This window comes from Chryseobacterium sp. SORGH_AS_0447 (assembly GCF_030818695.1).
GTDB lineage: Bacteria > Bacteroidota > Bacteroidia > Flavobacteriales > Weeksellaceae > Chryseobacterium.
The window spans coordinates 1074364-1090315 of sequence record NZ_JAUTAR010000001.1 but is presented as its reverse complement, the minus strand read 5'-3'; the positions used below and the strand labels follow the sequence as shown (position 1 = coordinate 1090315).

The 15952-nt window shown below is 39.2% G+C and carries 11 protein-coding genes, 7 tRNA genes and 1 other RNA gene; 2 read left to right on the top strand and 17 right to left on the bottom strand.

All coding sequences use genetic code 11. The features are described 5' to 3' along the window. Positions 1 to 246: 246 nt before the first annotated feature. From QE422_RS05130 to rpsU, 15 genes are all read right to left on the bottom strand, one after another. Complete coding sequence (locus QE422_RS05130) at positions 247 to 3345, bottom strand: efflux RND transporter permease subunit (protein WP_307455622.1); 3099 nt, start codon at positions 3343 to 3345, stop codon at positions 247 to 249. Positions 3346 to 3547: 202 nt separating this feature from the next. After that, positions 3548 to 4633, bottom strand: a complete 1086-nt coding sequence (locus QE422_RS05125) for an efflux RND transporter periplasmic adaptor subunit (RefSeq protein ID WP_307455621.1) — start codon at positions 4631 to 4633, stop codon at positions 3548 to 3550. Positions 4634 to 4640: 7 nt separating this feature from the next. Further along, positions 4641 to 5882: a TolC family protein gene (locus QE422_RS05120; protein WP_307455619.1), complete on the bottom strand. Its 1242-nt coding sequence runs from the start codon at positions 5880 to 5882 to the stop codon at positions 4641 to 4643. Positions 5883 to 6172: 290 nt separating this feature from the next. After that, positions 6173 to 7537 carry an ATP-binding protein gene (locus QE422_RS05115; RefSeq protein ID WP_307455617.1) on the bottom strand — a complete coding sequence of 455 codons (1365 nt, stop codon included), beginning with the start codon at positions 7535 to 7537 and terminating at the stop codon, positions 6173 to 6175. 6 nt (positions 7538 to 7543) lie between these two features. Next, positions 7544 to 8224, bottom strand: a complete 681-nt coding sequence (locus QE422_RS05110) for a response regulator transcription factor (RefSeq protein WP_307455615.1) — start codon at positions 8222 to 8224, stop codon at positions 7544 to 7546. Between the two features lie 750 nt (positions 8225 to 8974). Then, positions 8975 to 9046 (bottom strand) — tRNA-Thr (locus QE422_RS05105). A gap of 41 nt (positions 9047 to 9087) precedes the next feature. Then, positions 9088 to 9160, bottom strand: a tRNA-Gly gene (locus tag QE422_RS05100). An 85-nt stretch (positions 9161 to 9245) separates the two neighbouring features. Then, positions 9246 to 9326 (bottom strand) — tRNA-Tyr (locus tag QE422_RS05095). Positions 9327 to 9346: 20 nt separating this feature from the next. After that, positions 9347 to 9420, bottom strand: a tRNA-Thr gene (locus tag QE422_RS05090). A gap of 96 nt (positions 9421 to 9516) precedes the next feature. Further along, positions 9517 to 9589 (bottom strand) — tRNA-Gly (locus tag QE422_RS05085). Positions 9590 to 9674: 85 nt separating this feature from the next. Next, positions 9675 to 9755 (bottom strand) — tRNA-Tyr (locus tag QE422_RS05080). 16 nt (positions 9756 to 9771) lie between these two features. Then, positions 9772 to 9848 (bottom strand) — tRNA-Thr (locus tag QE422_RS05075). Positions 9849 to 9956: 108 nt separating this feature from the next. After that, positions 9957 to 10247 carry an HPF/RaiA family ribosome-associated protein gene (locus tag QE422_RS05070; protein ID WP_307455614.1) on the bottom strand — a complete coding sequence of 97 codons (291 nt, stop codon included), beginning with the start codon at positions 10245 to 10247 and terminating at the stop codon, positions 9957 to 9959. Then, entirely contained in the window at positions 10244 to 11131 is an 888-nt protein-coding gene (locus tag QE422_RS05065; protein WP_307455612.1) for a tyrosine-type recombinase/integrase, read from the bottom strand. The genes QE422_RS05070 and QE422_RS05065 overlap by 4 nt, the downstream gene beginning before the upstream one ends. An 82-nt stretch (positions 11132 to 11213) precedes the next feature. Beyond that, on the bottom strand, positions 11214 to 11411 hold the full coding sequence (rpsU, locus tag QE422_RS05060) for a 30S ribosomal protein S21 (protein ID WP_062697349.1): 198 nt from the start codon (positions 11409 to 11411) through the stop codon (positions 11214 to 11216). A 293-nt stretch (positions 11412 to 11704) separates the two neighbouring features. Here rpsU and ssrA point away from each other — a divergent pair. Both ssrA and QE422_RS05050 read left to right on the top strand, forming a co-directional pair. Next, positions 11705 to 12106: a transfer-messenger RNA gene (gene ssrA, locus QE422_RS05055) on the top strand. A 291-nt stretch (positions 12107 to 12397) separates the two neighbouring features. Continuing rightward, entirely contained in the window at positions 12398 to 13696 is a 1299-nt protein-coding gene (locus QE422_RS05050; RefSeq protein ID WP_307455607.1) for a phage integrase SAM-like domain-containing protein, read from the top strand. Between the two features lie 31 nt (positions 13697 to 13727). Here QE422_RS05050 and QE422_RS05045 read toward each other — a convergent pair whose 3' ends face one another. Beyond that, complete coding sequence (locus QE422_RS05045; RefSeq protein ID WP_307455606.1) at positions 13728 to 13994, bottom strand: helix-turn-helix domain-containing protein; 267 nt, start codon at positions 13992 to 13994, stop codon at positions 13728 to 13730. A 161-nt stretch (positions 13995 to 14155) separates the two neighbouring features. Then, on the bottom strand, positions 14156 to 15880 hold the full coding sequence (locus QE422_RS05040; protein WP_307455604.1) for a DNA methyltransferase: 1725 nt from the start codon (positions 15878 to 15880) through the stop codon (positions 14156 to 14158). Positions 15881 to 15952: the final 72 nt, after the last annotated feature.

Sequence of the window (15952 nt, the reverse complement as noted above, 5' to 3'; positions counted from 1 at the left end):
GGTTGGAATTTTTTTTCCAAAATACAACCAGTAATCTTTAAATACTGAATGATCTTCTTCGAATTCTGTTAAGTGTAAATTGTATTTAAAATCCCTGATCACTTGCTTTAAATAGCTAAAAACAAATTAAATATTATCAAATTCAAGTTAAATTTAATTAAGCTAACTATTTGATATTAATAATACGGCAAGGAAAAACCTCCAGCTTCCCTCTTCCCGCATTTTAACAGCACGCCCATGTTGAACCTAAATCTGCTGCGACTTTCTGGTCCTGTTGAAAATCCAGAAGATGATCGGGAATATCAGCAAGGTAAGAACGGTGGCCGTAATTAGCCCTCCGATGATCACAATAGCCAAAGGCTTCTGCGATTCTGAGCCGATTCCTGTAGATAGCGCGGCAGGCATTAACCCGATCGACGCCATCAGGGCTGTCATGATCACCGGACGTGTTCTTGATTTTACGCCGCTCAGGATGGCATCATCCAGGTTCAACCCGTTCTTGACATTCTGGTGGAATTCCGTAATAAGAATCACTCCGTTCTGGATACAGATTCCCAACAGGGCAATCATCCCTACCCCGGCTGAAATTCCAAAGTTGATTCCCGTCACATGCAGGGCAATAATTCCCCCGATCAATGCGAAAGGTACATTCGCCAGTACCAGTAAAGAGTCTTTCATATTTCCAAACAGGACAAATAACAGGAAGAAAATCCCCAGAATACTGATCGGCACTACCTGCGTAAGTCTTTTGGAAGCCCGCTGCTGGTTTTCAAACTGTCCGGTCCAACCGACAGAGTAGCCGTCCGGAAGTTCAATTTTGGAAACCGCTTTCTGTGCATCAGCGATGGTACTTCCCAGATCGCGGTCTCGGATAGAAAATTTAATCCCGATATATCTTTTGATATCATCCCGGTAAATAAATGCGGCTCCGTTATCTTTTATAATCGTGCTGATCTCTTTTAAAGGAATCTTAGCGCCGTCCTGCGTAGGCACCATCAGTGCTGCAATATCATTTTCGTCTTTCCTGTATTCCTGGGAATAGCGGAGACGGATCGGGAATTTTCTCTCCCCGTCGAACATTTCAGAAGCGGTTTTCCCACCGAAGGCCATTTCCAGCACCGACTGCGCATCATCAGGCATAACGCCGTAAGCCGCCATCTTATCACGGTCAAGCACAACACTTACCTCGGGCTGTCCGATGTTTTTAATAATCCCGGCATCCTTTACCCCTTTGATGTCCTTTACCTGCTTCAATACTTCTTCAGCAAGCCGGTCAAGGGTCTGGAGGCTATCCCCATAAATCTTGATGCCGTTCTCTGCCTTGAAACCGGCTACTGCTTCGGCCACGTTATCGGAAATAGGCTGGGAATAGTTGAACGTAATTCCCTGGTAGTTCCTGAGCTTTTTATCGATTTCTTCGATCAGCTCTTCATAAGTGATCTTCCGTTTCCAGTCTTCTTTCGGTTTCAGGTTGACGGCGAACTGTACGAATCCGAATCCGTTCGGGTCGGTCCCGTCGTTGCTCCTTCCGGTCTGTGCGAGTACATCCGTAACTTCCGGAAAGCTCATGATGTCTTTTTTCAAAAGGTCTGCGGTCTTTAAGGACTCCTTCAGAGAGGAGCTCATCGGCATTTCCGCGGTGATCCACAATGATCCTTCATTTAGCTGAGGTAAAAATTCCGTTCCCAGAAATTTTGCCGAGAATAAAGTAGCTGCGAGGAATGAAATGGCAACGATCAGGCTTAATTTTTTATGCTTAAAAGTATAATTAAACCCTTTAAGAACGCTCCGGTCCCAGAAATTCACAAAAGGATTGTTCTTTTCCTTTACATTCTTATTTAAGAGAATATGGGAAAGCACCGGCACCAGGGTTAAAGTAAAAATCAAAGCGCCCATTAAAGCAAATCCCAAAGTAAAGGCCAGGGGCGAGAACATTTTCCCTTCTACCTTCTGGAAAGAGAAAATCGGGATCAGCGAGGTGATGATAATTAATTTTGAAAAGAAAATCGCTTTTCCAAGGCCGGTCCCTGTCTGCTTGATCCAGCCGGCTTTGGCCATTTTATTGAATTTTTCATCCCCGTATTTGTGGGCTTTATGATCGAGCATCACAAAGAGCCCCTCCACCATGACGACGGCCCCGTCGATGATAATCCCGAAATCAACCGCTCCGAGCGACAGTAGATTGGCACTCATCCCCGCCATCTTTAAACATAAAAAGGCAAATAATAGGGATAGAGGAATGATGATGGAAACAATCAATGTTGTTCTCCAGTCAGCCATAAAGATCAGAACGATCACCGTTACCAGCACGATTCCTTCGATCAGGTTGTGCATTACGGTATGGGTGGTGAAATCCATCAGGTTGTCCCGGTCGTAGAACGTCACCATTTTTACATCTTTCGGAAGGATTTTTTCATTCAGCTCTTTAATTTTAGCTTTCACGCCAACCAACACTTCACGGGGATTTTCCCCTTTCCTCATCACAACGATTCCCTCTACGGTATCTTCCTGGTTGTTGAGTCCGGCCTGCCCCACTCTCGGCATCGAGCTTTCGTGTACATCCGCCACATTTTTTACCAGCACCGGGTTTCCGCTGTCATTCTGTATCGTGATATTTCCGATATCGGCTACCGATTTTACCAATCCGATCCCACGCACCACATACGCCTGTCCGTTTTTCTCGATGACGTCTCCTCCTACGTTCAGGTTGCTCTTCGTGACCGCATCGTAGACCTGAAGCGGTGTAAGGTTGTATTTATCCAAAGCTCTCGGATCGATGCTCAATTCAAAAACTTTGTCCTGCCCGCCGAACACGTTAATGTCTGCCACACCGGGAACGCCTCTTAAAGCCCTGTCGATTACCCAGTTTTGCAGGGTTAGCAGCTCACGGGAATCTTTCTTTTTGCTTTGTAAAGTGTATCTGAAAATTTCCCCGGTCGGCCCGTATGGCGGCTGCACCTCAGGATCCACCTCATCGGGAAGATTCACGGTCCGAAGCTGATTGTTCACCTGGTTTCGGGCAAACGTATCGTCTACCCCATCGTCGAAAAGGATTTTCACAATGGAAAGCCCAAACATGGTGGTACTCCGCACACTGGTCTTTTTCTGTACCGGGCTCATTGCCAGCTCAATCGGCGTGGTTACGAAACGCTCGACTTCTTCCGCGCTCCGACCGTTCCATTGGGTAATGATGACGATCTGGGTATTGGTAACGTCCGGGAAAGCTTCAATGGGCATGTTTTTGAAACTGATGAATCCCGAAACGGCCAGAATCGCTACCCAGATAAAGGTAAATGCTTTATTTTTAAGCGAGAAAGCAATTATATTTTTAATGAATTTGTTCATGATGGATTTTTTTTACCTGGAAAAGTCATTGAATTTGTTTTAAACGCGAAGGGTGCAAATATTTCTTTGACAAACTATGTGTTTTTTTAGGATCGAAGGTACTTCGACCGGCTCAGCATAACACGTTTCACTCAGCAAAGGAAATTAGGACTGAACTACTTATATAAGTGATGTTTATCTTAATTTAAGTTTAATTAAAATATTAACTGTTCAGAGAACGGTAAATCAGCAATTGATTGTTCGTGATCACCTGTTCCCCTTCGGAAAGTCCTTCGGAAACGTAGGTAATATCGTCGACCTGCTTCAAGACCTTTATCTCTTTTACTTTTACATCCGTTCTGGATTTATAAACCACCACGAAACTTCTGTTGTCATCAAAAATCACAGCTTTTGACGGGACGGCAAGGGCCATGGTATTTTCAGAGTTGATTACTTTGATGGTGGCTTTGCTCTCCGGGATCAGCAGTCCGTTCTGATTGTCTAGCACTACTCTTGCCTGCATGGCGTTGGTTTCAGGATCGATAATCTTAAAGATCTTATCAATTTTCCCGTCAAACACTTTATCCGGGTACGACAGCGTGGAAACCTGGGCTTTCATGCCAAGGCTGATTTTATCGATGTCAGATTCATTCACATTCATAATGGCCCAAACATTCGAGGTATTGGCCACATCAAAAATATTATCGCTGCGGTCGCTTCTCAGCTGCATGTCCTTATTGATGTTTTTCTGGACGATATACCCGCTGATGGGAGCCACCACACTGTAAATATTTCCTTTTTTCACATTGTAAACGGTACTTACCGCGCTGGCGCGCTGCATCTGGTCCTGGGCTTTCTGAAGCTGGCTTTTGGCTTCCAGCACATCCCTTTCGGTATTAAGCTTTCCTTCGTACATTTCTTTGGCTACCCGAAGGTTGTTCTGGGCCACCACCAGATCGGTCCGGGCATCGCTCACATCTTTCTGAACCTCCGCCAGCTCCGTACTCCGGATGGTTGCGAGTACCTGCCCTTTCGTCACATGATCTCCAAGCTCGACGTTCACACTTAACACATTTCCGCCAACCAGGGGATAAACATCGATATAGCTATTCTTATCCGCTGAAATCTTTCCGTAGAAATTGTAGCTGTCTTCAATGTATTTCTTTTCAACCTTAGCCAGATCGATTGATTTAAGCATCGTATTGCTCAGCTCAAAACCTTTTTTTGCCTGTGGCTTCGGGTCTGCTTCCTTTTTAGAGCAGGATAACACGGACAGGGCCACCATGAACGGGATTATATATTTTTTCATATGCGTATTAATAGAAGATTTTCGTTTGTACCAGTTGATTCAATTGTTCCGCGGACTGTATGATCTGGTTTTTCATATCATAGATCTGGAGCGCGGTTTCCCGGTAGCTGTCCATAAAATCCGTAAATTCGATGAGGCTGATGTTTCCTTTCCTGAAATTGCTCAACATGCCGTTGTAGACCATTTCCATATTGTTGAGATCCGCAGGCTTTATTTCTGTCAGCTGGTCATACTGCGTTTTCCATGTTTTGTAGGCTGCCTGCACTTTTGTTTCAAGGGTTAATTTCTGAAAGTCTGCATTTTTCTGGTTCTGCTGGATTGCGAAATTGGCTTTTTCCACGTTTCCTTTATTGGATTTCCATAAGGGCAAAGGGATACCTACCATCAGATTGATTTCATTTTTGAAGGTTCCTCCGTTCTGGTCCCATCCCGCTCCTAAGTTAAGATCCGGAACGTTCAGTGATTTCTGCCATTCGGCATACAGCCTGCTGTTGTCGATCAGTTTCAGGTTGTACTGATAATCCGCATTGTTCTCCAGCGCTTTTTTCTGCAGTTCCGTTTCATCGCCGAAAGGCTGGGCAGCAAGAAGATCTTTGGCTTCAGCATCTGAGAGCTGGGGATCGATATCTTCTGCAATTCCTGTAAGCACTTTCAGAGTTTGTTCAAATCCCAGAATATTTTTATTGATTTCTATTTTGTCGTTATTCAGCTGGATAACGATGCTCTGCAACCGTACCTGGTCTTTCAGGGATACATTGCCTTTGGCGGACTGCACACGGTAAGCTGCCAGAAGATCATTCATATACCCCAGCTGCTTCTCGGTATTTTCCAGTTTCAGCTGTTCGTAATAGAGATCAAAATACGCAGACCGAAGCTGGGACCTTAAATCTACCAGAAGCTGCGAAAACTGGAGCTGGGCCAGTTCTTTATTGGATTTTGCAAAGGCAATTTCATTTTTCTTTTTACCTCCCATATAGATCAGCTGCGTTACCTGTGCGCCCTTGGCATGTCCTGCATCAAAGATTTTTCTGCCCTCCGGATTGTAAGCGTTGATCTGCCCGCTCAGCTGAGGAAGTTCCCATATTTTAGCCTGAAGAATATCGGCATCGGCCATATTGATGTTGTACTGTTCGGCAAGCAGCTGTAAATTATTCTTCTGAAATGCCTCTTCGCATTCTACAAGCGACATTTTCTGCTGTGCCGCCAAGAATGAGGAAATGACGATCAACAGCCCTGCGAATTTATTCATGTCGGTTATTTTTATCATACAAAGGTGTCTTTACGGAATTAAAATGCTCTTAAAGAATCCTTAAAAAAAAATTAAATTTGGTTTTCACAGTTTATTTGAAGATTTGTAACTTTATGAATCGCATTCAAAAAGCATTCAAAACCAATTGATTTTAAATCACTTAACGCTCGTTAAGACTTTGTAAAAAATAAGAGAATCTGGAAACATATCAATATAGAATGCCTTCGATAGCAACCTATCAAAGAATAAAGAAAATTTCGTGTAGGATGTTATTCCGGGAACCCGGTGACTTATTTATTAAAAATAACCGTAAATTTATTAAGGAGATCTTCCGGTGAGGTGTATCGGATTTCGGCACCGTGATATTCCAAGATTCGTTTGACGATTCTCAGCCCCAGTCCTGAACCGGAGATGTTCTGGGAATTTTTTCCCCTTTTGAAAGCTTCGAATAATTTCACCTGCTCTTCTTCCGGGATGGTATTGCCGTGGGAAATTACATCTACCAGGAAATGCTGCTCGTTTTCCGTAATCAGGACATCGACTTCCATATTGTCGGAATAGATGGCGGCATTCTTGAAAAGGTTGATGAATACAATATCCAGTAAAGACTGCACCCCTTTTATGGTTAAAAGTGCGTCTTCAGAAGTATCTTCGGAAATCTGGAAATCCATTTTAAGCTTCGGATAGCTTTTTTCCACCGCTTCAAAAGATTCGAAGATCACCTCATCGATCCGTACTTCTTCGTAGATGCTCTGGATATTTTCTCTGTCGAATTTCGTTAAAAGCAGCAGTGAGTTCGTAAGATCCGAAAGCTGGTAAACATCCCGCTGAATCTGCCGTAAGGACGACAGCGTTTCCGGAGCATGATCCCCAAATTTGATAAGATTTTCAAGCTGAAATGCCATCCGGGTAATTGGGGTGCGGATTTCATGGGAGGCGCTGGCCGTAAAATCTTTTTGTGACTGAAATACATCGTCCAGCCTTCCGATCATCGTATTGAAGGATTTCGCCAGTACATTAATTTCATCGTTGGAATCGCGGACGGGAATCTGCGTGGTCAGCTTATGGGCGGTGACTTCAGAAATTTCCTGGTTGAGGTCTTCCAGCGGTTTTAGGAACTGCCCCATAAAATAATAGCTGAAAAAACCGATAAGCAGCGCACTCATTACGTATGCCGTGATCAACAGGTATTTCAGATAGGCTAATTTGGAATTTCCGTTAGTATCGTAAGCACTGGTAAGGATGTAATAGTTTTCTCCGTTGATGGTTCTGAGGGCAGCATAGATCTCGGGAACCGTTTTTTCGGAATAGATCACCTTCTTATCATCCAGTTCTTTCAGCAGGGCATTGTCCCAGGTAACATTCCGGTCTTTGATGGTACTGTAAATGAGCTCTTTTTGGGAATTGAATATCAGAATGGTCTCATTTAAAAGGATATTATCCGAATTTTCATTAAAAAAAACCGGCGCCTCTTCTTCAAAGTCTTTGGATTTGGCAATGAAATGCGAAGTAAATTCCAACCTTTGCCTAAAGCGTTCCTTGAATTCATCCCGTCGGAAATCATTAAAGGACATATAGATCACCACCATCACAATACCGAAAAGCAATGAGAAGGCGATACTGAGGTTGAGTGCGATCTTCCTTTTTAACGACATGGTTTTCTATAACGGACTTAAATAATACCCGAAACCGGAACGGGTGTGGATCAGCTTCACTTTAAAATCCTTATCGATCTTCTTTCTCAAGAAATTAATGTAAACTTCTACCGTATTGGTGTTCGTATTAAAATTGTGTTCCCAGACATGTTCGGTAATCTGCTGTTTGGAAACGGTGCGTCCCTGCGCTTCGGCCAGGTAAACCAGCAGCTGGAATTCTTTCAAGGTCAGGCTGATCTCATTACCACCTCGGTACACTTTCTGCTCGGTTTTGTTTACAATTAAATCATCCACCCTGATCAATTCCTGGTCATTGGTTTCAGAAGGTGTTTTTCTGCGCAATAAAGAATTCATCCGCAACAGCAATTCCTCAAACTGGAAAGGCTTCACCAAGTAATCATCGGCCATCCTGGTAAACGCATCTTTTTTATCCGACAGGTCGCCGTAAGCGGAGATAATAATGATCGGGGTATTTTTATCGAAAGAACGGATCGTCTGGCAGACATCGAGCCCGTTGATCTTCGGAACATTGATGTCCAGGAGGTACAGATCGTAAGAATTGTTCCTGATCTGGCGCAGAAATGTTTCGCCGTCATAAATTTTATCGCAGGTAAAATGGTTTGATTCTAAAAACTTACAGAGCTCTGCTGAAAGAATTAAGTCGTCTTCCAATAAAAGAATATTCATCGACAATTATTTTATACGAATGTAACAAAATTTTTCAGGATGGTAAAGTGTGTTTAGATCGGGATCCAACTTTTAATTGAATTTTAAGAATAAAAATCCAAAAGGCATTTTGATTAATGTGATGATCGCAAAGTTTTTAGGTAATCATACGCTTATTTTTCGGTTGCAAATCCTGAACTACGTTCGTACACTTTCAGTTTATGTTCAGCAAATGATAGCAGTGGAAATTCCTTATGAACATTTGCATTTTGAATCTGCCGCGTAGTTGGCAATTTTAACATGACTGTGAATGACCATATACCAATCTTAAAGGTTTTTGTTGATGTAAAGACTGCAGCCCTAGCCCGGATCGCAGCGGTTACCCCACAGCGAGGCGGAAAAGATGTGGGTAGGATTGGGTTTGGTGGCGGTACGCATTGGAACCTACTGGCGCGAGGAGTATGAGCGGAGAGCCGGAAATAGCTCCTGAAAAAATTACAGATTGGCTGTAAAACTTATACTTGATATTTCAATGCTTCCTGAAACCTATGACGGTTACTTGTATTGGAAATAGTGGTACGATAAAGCTTCTTGTTAAGATGTTTTGAATGACCGTAAGATTGTTATTAAAAAATATCAGAACAATGTCTGAATAAATAGATGATTTTGTGGATATTTTATAACGATTGAAACAGATTTAACATCGCGGAAGATCTCCCTTACAAGCTTAAAAACAAAAAAACACATTGATTTTCAATGTGTTTTACTGTGAGCCAACTACGGGACTTGAACCCGTGACCTCTTCCTTACCAAGGAAGCACTCTACCGCTGAGCTAAGTCGGCCTAAACCAAAAAATCACACCAGAAAAGCGTGATTTTTTTTGAGCGGAAGACGGGGGTCGAACCCGCGACATTCAGCTTGGAAGGCTGACGCTCTACCAACTGAGCTACTTCCGCAATTTTGTTTCCAAAACTATTGGTAACGCTGTGCAAACTTAAGGAAAATCCTCTAACCATGCAACTTTTTTACTAATATAAAATGTGGGGAGAGCAGGATTCGAACCTACGAAGCCGAAGCAACTGAGTTACAGTCAGTCCCATTTAGCCACTCTGGAATCTCCCCAGATATTTTATATTAAAATGAGCCTTCAGAGGGATTCGAACCCACGACCCCGAGATTACAAATCACGTGCTCTGGCCAACTGAGCTATGAAGGCATTTTAATGTCCGACTGAAACTGCGAGAAAATCTACTCGGCATTTCTTTCAGGAGTTAAAAAAAATTCACCCTCTTTGAAAAGTGTGAATTTTCTGAGCGGAAGACGGGGGTCGAACCCGCGACATTCAGCTTGGAAGGCTGACGCTCTACCAACTGAGCTACTTCCGCAATTTTGTTTCCAAAACTATTGGTAACGCTGTGCAAACTTAAGGAAAATCCTCTAACCATGCAACTTTTTTACTAATATAAAATGTGGGGAGAGCAGGATTCGAACCTACGAAGCCGAAGCAACTGAGTTACAGTCAGTCCCATTTAGCCACTCTGGAATCTCCCCAGATATTTTATATTAATGGAGCCTCCAGAGGGATTCGAACCCACGACCCCGAGATTACAAATCACGTGCTCTGGCCAACTGAGCTATGGAGGCATAATTAAAAAGAATTCAAAAGAACGCTATTCCCTTTTTGCGAGTGCAAATATAGAACGGTTTTTTTGAATTCTCAAATTTTTTAATAACTTTTTTTAACTTTTTTCGTTAAGCCATTTCTTTTTTCTTGATTAAGAGCTTTTTAGCCGCATCCACGCATAAATCCAAACTTTCTTCAAATGAGGTGGTGGTCTTTTTTACTACGATATCGTCTCCCGGAACTGCCAGAATAAGCTCGGCCGTTTTATTCGCTTTATCCGAGTTGTTTTCTACTTTTAAAATTACTTTGCAATCCTGGATCTTATCATAAAAAGTTTCCAGCTTGCTTACTTTTTTTTCAATGTGCGATTCTAGTGGTTCGTGTGGAGTTAAACCAATTGATTGTACGGTGATCTTCATAAGTCGTCATTTTTTGAAGCTCTTGGATGAGCCCGATTAAACACTTTTTTCAATTGTTCGATATTGGCATTCGTATAGACCTGCGTGCTGGCAAGGCTGGAATGGCCCAATATCTTTTTTACTTTGGATATCTCTGCCCCATTGTCCAGAACGTGCGTTGCAAAGCTGTGCCGGAGGATGTGGGGACTTCTTTTTTCTTTTGTTGTTACAAGACTAAGGTACTTATTCACCAGTAGATACACAAATTTTTCCGTGAGTTTTTTGCCCTTCTTGTTGACAAAAAAGTATGATTGGTACTCTGCCTGCGGGCTTCTGGTTATTGTATACCTTTTGAGCAGATCCGAGAGTTCTCCGGAGATCGGGATGTATCGTTCTTTGTTCCCTTTTCCGATAATCTTCAGTTCGTTTCCGCTTAGATTTACATTTTCAAAAGTCATACCACAAAGCTCGGCTTTCCGGATTCCCGTCTGGTAGAGCACTTCGATCACACATTGGCCGAGTACCTCATGAGTTTCCTCAAAAACCTGGTCGTTAAGATTTTGCATTTCTTCCTCCGACATCGGAATCTGCTTTTCAGGGTAGAATTTTAATGACGAAATATTTTCCACCGGTGAGACGCTGATCTCCCCTATTTTCAAAAGAAAAAGGTAAAAGCTGCGGAGCGAGGATAATTTCCGGTTGATGCTTCTCTTGGAAATATCCTTTTCACTGAGATTAACAATAAAGTTGCGAATGATTTTTTTATCGGCTTTGAGAAGATCTTCGGAGGCTTCCGTTCTCAGGTAGAACTGGGAAAAATCTTCAAGATCTTTCCGGTAACTTGTAATGGTGTGCGGAGAATAGCGTTTCTCCAGCTGTAAATAGTCCAGGAATTTGTCCAGCATTATGAAATATATAAAAACAAAAATTCACTCTTCAAATATAATCATTTAAAGAGTGAATCTAGTATGTGGGTAAGAAAATTTCTTAAGCCTGTTCTTCTTTGCTAAGATTTCTTTGCTTGTGAGCAGCCTTTAATCTCGCTTGTCTTAAAGTTACAGAAGGCTTGATAAACTGTTGTCTAGCTCTTAACTGACGCACAGTTCCTGTTTTATCAAATTTTCTTTTATATTTTTTTAATGCTCTGTCGATGGATTCACCATCTTTTACTGGAATTATTAACATATATTACATCTCATTTTGGATTGCAAAAATAAACATTATTTATGAAACCGCAAAACTTTATTAAAAAATGCTTTAAGAGAGATAGAGGCTAAGGTAAAGATTAAGTTAAAGATATTCTTTATCTACAGCTGTTACGAGGCTGAAATAAATAATCTCTTAAGTGTAAAATATTTCAAAAATTTTAAATATTGACTATAATCACAACCTAAACATGATAATGAGTATTTAAAAAAGCAATACCCATTTCAGGAATATTGGAACAATTTTCGTATCTTTGCTTTCACTTTATTTATGGGGTTGACTGGTTTCGACAGCAAGGTCAATGGGTAAGTAAGCATGCAGAGAACCGTAGCGCGATCTCTATAATCCCTTGCTACAAAATTTTAACTGGCAACGAAGAGTTCGCTCTTGCAGCTTAATATCGAAGTATAGTAGATCAAGCGTTTTCCCGAAGATTTCAGTAGGGAAGCAAGATGTCCCACAAATGCCCTGTTCTGCGGCGTTTGATCCTGGGATATAGGAATGCAGGAATAAGGCTTTAGACGCTTCGGCTAAAGTTCGAAAATCTCAGAAGATAAGCTGGAAGTTGGGTGTCTGCTCTCTGCCTCCAGTCGAAAACCAATAGCAGAATAAGCATGTAGAAAGCTTATGTATTGCTTGTTTGGACGAGGGTTCGAATCCCTCCAACTCCACCGAAATGGAAGGTTATAAAACCTTTTGACAACTAAAAACCCTTTATATCAAAGATATAGAGGGTTTTTAATTTCTCATCTTCACTCATTGATTATCTTTAAATATCACTTCTGTGGTAGCAATAGTGGTCGCAACATATTTTGTAACCACCAAATTAATTTTCGAAATCATTTCTCATCAATTTCATTGTACAAAATATCTAATATTTCATGTGTGTGGCTAGTGAAATATTTCTAAAATGCCGCCTTTTATCTCCACTTTATGCGCCTTATCTTAGCCTAAATCAATACATTATGAGTGTAAAATTATATCTAAGAAAAAACAGCGGAAATGTAAAAATTAGTCTTCGATACAGACCAAATAGACAAACAAATATTGTGGTTTCAACCCCATTTACTATTGAAGCTGAAAAGTGGGATTCCAAAAAGGAAATTTACAGTGAATCTTTTAAAAAGAAAAAACCAACTAATGAAATTGATAAAAAGCAAAATATTTTTATTGATGAATTTAATTTTAAACTTAGCGAATTTAAGACCTCACTATACTGTTTTATATTGAGTAACAACTTTGATGTTAGTAGTACAAAACTTAAACATTTTATCAATAAAAATTTTGGAGGAAAAGAAAAAATTAAATCTGTAAAAAAGATAGTTGCACTAAATTCGATGTCTCAATTGATAGAAGAATATATTACCGAAAAAAGTGTCCATTCTTTAGGTAAACATAAGCCATTGACTTTAGCATCAATTAAGAAATTCCGGGTAATCAAAAACAAACTTGAAAAAATCAATTCAAAATTATCTATTCAAAATATCGATGATAATTTCCGGGATACTTTTACTCAATGGTGTATTAAAAATAGATATTCAGAAACGACCATTGTAAAGGAGTTAAAAATCATCAAAACTTTTATCAAATTCGCCAAATCGAAAAAATATAAGGTTAACGATGATGTATTTAACTGGAGTTTTTACATAAATCCAAAAGAATATAAACATCCTACTTTAAGTTTTTCTGAGTTACAGAAAATAGAATCTATTGATTTGGATTCTGATTACTTGGATAACGCTAGAGATTGGTTGTTGATAGGATGTTATACCGGTCAGAGAGTCTCAGACCTTTTAAATTTTAATCATAAGGATATATTTGAAGAAGATTTTCTAAGTTTTACACAAAAGAAAACTAAAGAAAATATCACCATCTTTTTACCTCCAAAAGTAAAATCTATTTTACAGAAAAGAAATGGGCAATTTCCTCGTAAAATTTCCGATCAAAGGTTTAATGATTATATTAAAACTGTATGTAAATCCGCCGAAATCACAGAATTAATGATTGGTGGAAAGTTAGTTAACAAACGGAAAGTCGTTGGTGAATATAGCAAATGGGAATTGGTTACGTCACATATCTGTAGAAGGTCATTTGTAACAAATTTTAGACATATTTTGGGTGATGAAGGAGTGATGATTAACACCGGGCATAAATCTCAATCAATGGTTGATTTATATGATCAAAATACATCTATTGATAAGGCTAAGAAGATAAAGGATATTTTAATTAAGAAAATGGAATTATCAGAGGAGATGGAAAAATAAAAATGGAACTCAGATATTGAGTTCCACTTTACTAAAGTAATGGTAGTTCTGATCTTTTGAAATAGACTTTGTTCCCCAAATAATGACAGCTGATCTTACCATCATTAACCCAACGATGGAGAGTAGACTGATGAATATGAAAATATTCACAAACTTCTTTTTTAGATAAAAGTTCATCCTTTTGATTGGAATTGCTGTTTGACAATTTCAAAATTTCTTTTAATTCTTTTAAAATGGATTCTTTTATTTCTTCCACCAATTCGGAGGAGGAAATCTGCTGTAATATTATATTATTCATATTTTATTTATTTTTAAAATAATCTATTATTAATTAATTCCGTTTCTAATTTTAGACATATATCATCCTGTCCACAATGTATGTGAATTACAAAAGGTGATAAAATTTAATTTAAACTGTAAGAGATGGTAAAGAAATTACCATTTATCTATTAAAGATTTTTAGGCAGCTAGATCGTTATGATCATTAGAAGAGAGAAAATCATTTTTTAAATTAATGTAATCTTCTTCATTGAATTCAGAGATACCTTTTTCAAGAACCTCCTTGATTTTTGGAATATTTTTGTCGTAAAGCTCACTTATAATCACTTTACGATTTAACATAAGTGCGGCTCTTCCAGTGGTTCCTGTTCCACCAAACGGGTCCCAAACCGTCCCGTCTTCTGGAAAAAAAGATAGAAGGAATGGAATTGGAAGCAAAGTTGGAAAAGAACCGAAAAACCCGGTCTGTAAACCATTCTGCTGTGATCTTTCCTTTGAGATATTTAACTTTAAAATCTGTTCAATATCATTGTCACAAAGAAAATTTCTTACCGTTCTGTATTGATTGGAAATATGGAAAGAATATTTACCATCCGCTCCTTTATTTCCCTGTTCAGAACATCCCTTTTTCACGGTTGCTGACTTGGAGGGATCATAAATTTTTAATTGGTTGTAATAGTAATTCCTCGATTTTGAAAAGAGAAGGACAGATTCATAACCATTAACAAATCTTTTTGTTTTATTTCCTTGTGGTTTATTATTTGATTTCTGCCAAATTACTTGGTCAATATAAAAAAATCCTGCTTTTTGCATTTCTGTGGCTAATAAATGAACCACGCCCAAACAAATACCATCTTGATATGAGTCATGGAGATTAATAATGATAACGCCGTCTTCAGTCATGTTGTCCGCGCCGATTTTCATAACGTCAACTATGTTTCTTACAAATAATTCTGGTTTCTTTTCTCTTCCAATTTCAAACTCGCTGTTCTTGGAATCTTTTTCAGAATATTCAATCTGATTATAATACGGTATTGATGTTATAATACCATTTATAATAGTGCCTTTAGGGAATTTTGTGTCAAGAGAATTTCCCGGTAAAATCATATATTTTTCAGATGAAACCTCTCTAACAATGTTGATATCTGTTGTTCCAGTTTCTTTTTTATGGTTATACTGACGAACAAGAGATTCTGTTTTTCTTAAATCGTATTTTTTATTTAAAAATCCATCAATAACCTTTGCTTCCTTCTCTTTTTCTAAATCATAGTTGTTTCTTTCATCATCCAAAATATCCAAGACACATTTTACCCGATCAAAAGATACTTCGTTTTCCAAAAGTTTATTGGATAGGTTTAGGCTGTTTTCAGGATTCTCTTTTTCAAAAACGAGAGATTTTTTAAAAGTAATTACATTATTACGTCCCCAACCTCTCCCGTACTGTTCAGATATAAACTTGTACTTTTCATTATAAGTACTTTCATCAAGTTCTGATTCGGTATCAATAACTCTTAAATAATGAGAAAGAAGTCTTTTGCGTTCTTCCAGACTTGGAACAGACTTTAAGTTAAATTCAATAATCCAGTCTTTAACTTCATCTCTAGAGTTGGGACAAATATCAAGGATAATACAATCGACCTCGTTTAAATTTAAATCCTGTACCGCTAAGAATCGCAATACTCCATCAACGATAACATACTTATCTTCAAATTTAAAAACAACAATTGGATTGCAGTAACCGGATTTCTCTATCTGTTTTTTAAGATTTTGAATAAATTGTTTTTTTTCTTTTCTTTCAAAAAGTTCATCCCATTCTTCCGGAATTTCAAGTTGAGATAACTTTAATTTTGTTACAACATTTAGTAAAGGTAACACCGCGCTAGAATTCAATACTGACTTTTTCATAACTGAGATTTTTTATTTGTTATTTATATGTCAAAATTGAGGAAATTCGAAACGCACTTTCCGATTCTGCGA

Excerpts from the sequence above, each read along its gene's own strand:
- QE422_RS05130 (WP_307455622.1), bottom strand. The coding sequence starts at position 3,345 with ATGAACAAATTCATTAAAAATATAATTGCTTTCTCGCTTAAAAATAAA.
- QE422_RS05125 (WP_307455621.1), bottom strand. The coding sequence starts at position 4,633 with ATGAAAAAATATATAATCCCGTTCATGGTGGCCCTGTCCGTGTTATCC.
- QE422_RS05120 (WP_307455619.1), bottom strand. The coding sequence starts at position 5,882 with ATGAATAAATTCGCAGGGCTGTTGATCGTCATTTCCTCATTCTTGGCG.
- QE422_RS05115 (WP_307455617.1), bottom strand. The coding sequence starts at position 7,537 with ATGTCGTTAAAAAGGAAGATCGCACTCAACCTCAGTATCGCCTTCTCA.
- QE422_RS05110 (WP_307455615.1), bottom strand. The coding sequence starts at position 8,224 with ATGAATATTCTTTTATTGGAAGACGACTTAATTCTTTCAGCAGAGCTC.
- QE422_RS05070 (WP_307455614.1), bottom strand. The coding sequence starts at position 10,247 with ATGAAGATCACCGTACAATCAATTGGTTTAACTCCACACGAACCACTA.
- QE422_RS05065 (WP_307455612.1), bottom strand. The coding sequence starts at position 11,131 with ATGCTGGACAAATTCCTGGACTATTTACAGCTGGAGAAACGCTATTCT.
- rpsU (WP_062697349.1), bottom strand. The coding sequence starts at position 11,411 with ATGTTAATAATTCCAGTAAAAGATGGTGAATCCATCGACAGAGCATTA.
- QE422_RS05050 (WP_307455607.1), top strand. The coding sequence starts at position 12,398 with ATGAGTGTAAAATTATATCTAAGAAAAAACAGCGGAAATGTAAAAATT.
- QE422_RS05045 (WP_307455606.1), bottom strand. The coding sequence starts at position 13,994 with ATGAATAATATAATATTACAGCAGATTTCCTCCTCCGAATTGGTGGAA.
- QE422_RS05040 (WP_307455604.1), bottom strand. The coding sequence starts at position 15,880 with ATGAAAAAGTCAGTATTGAATTCTAGCGCGGTGTTACCTTTACTAAAT.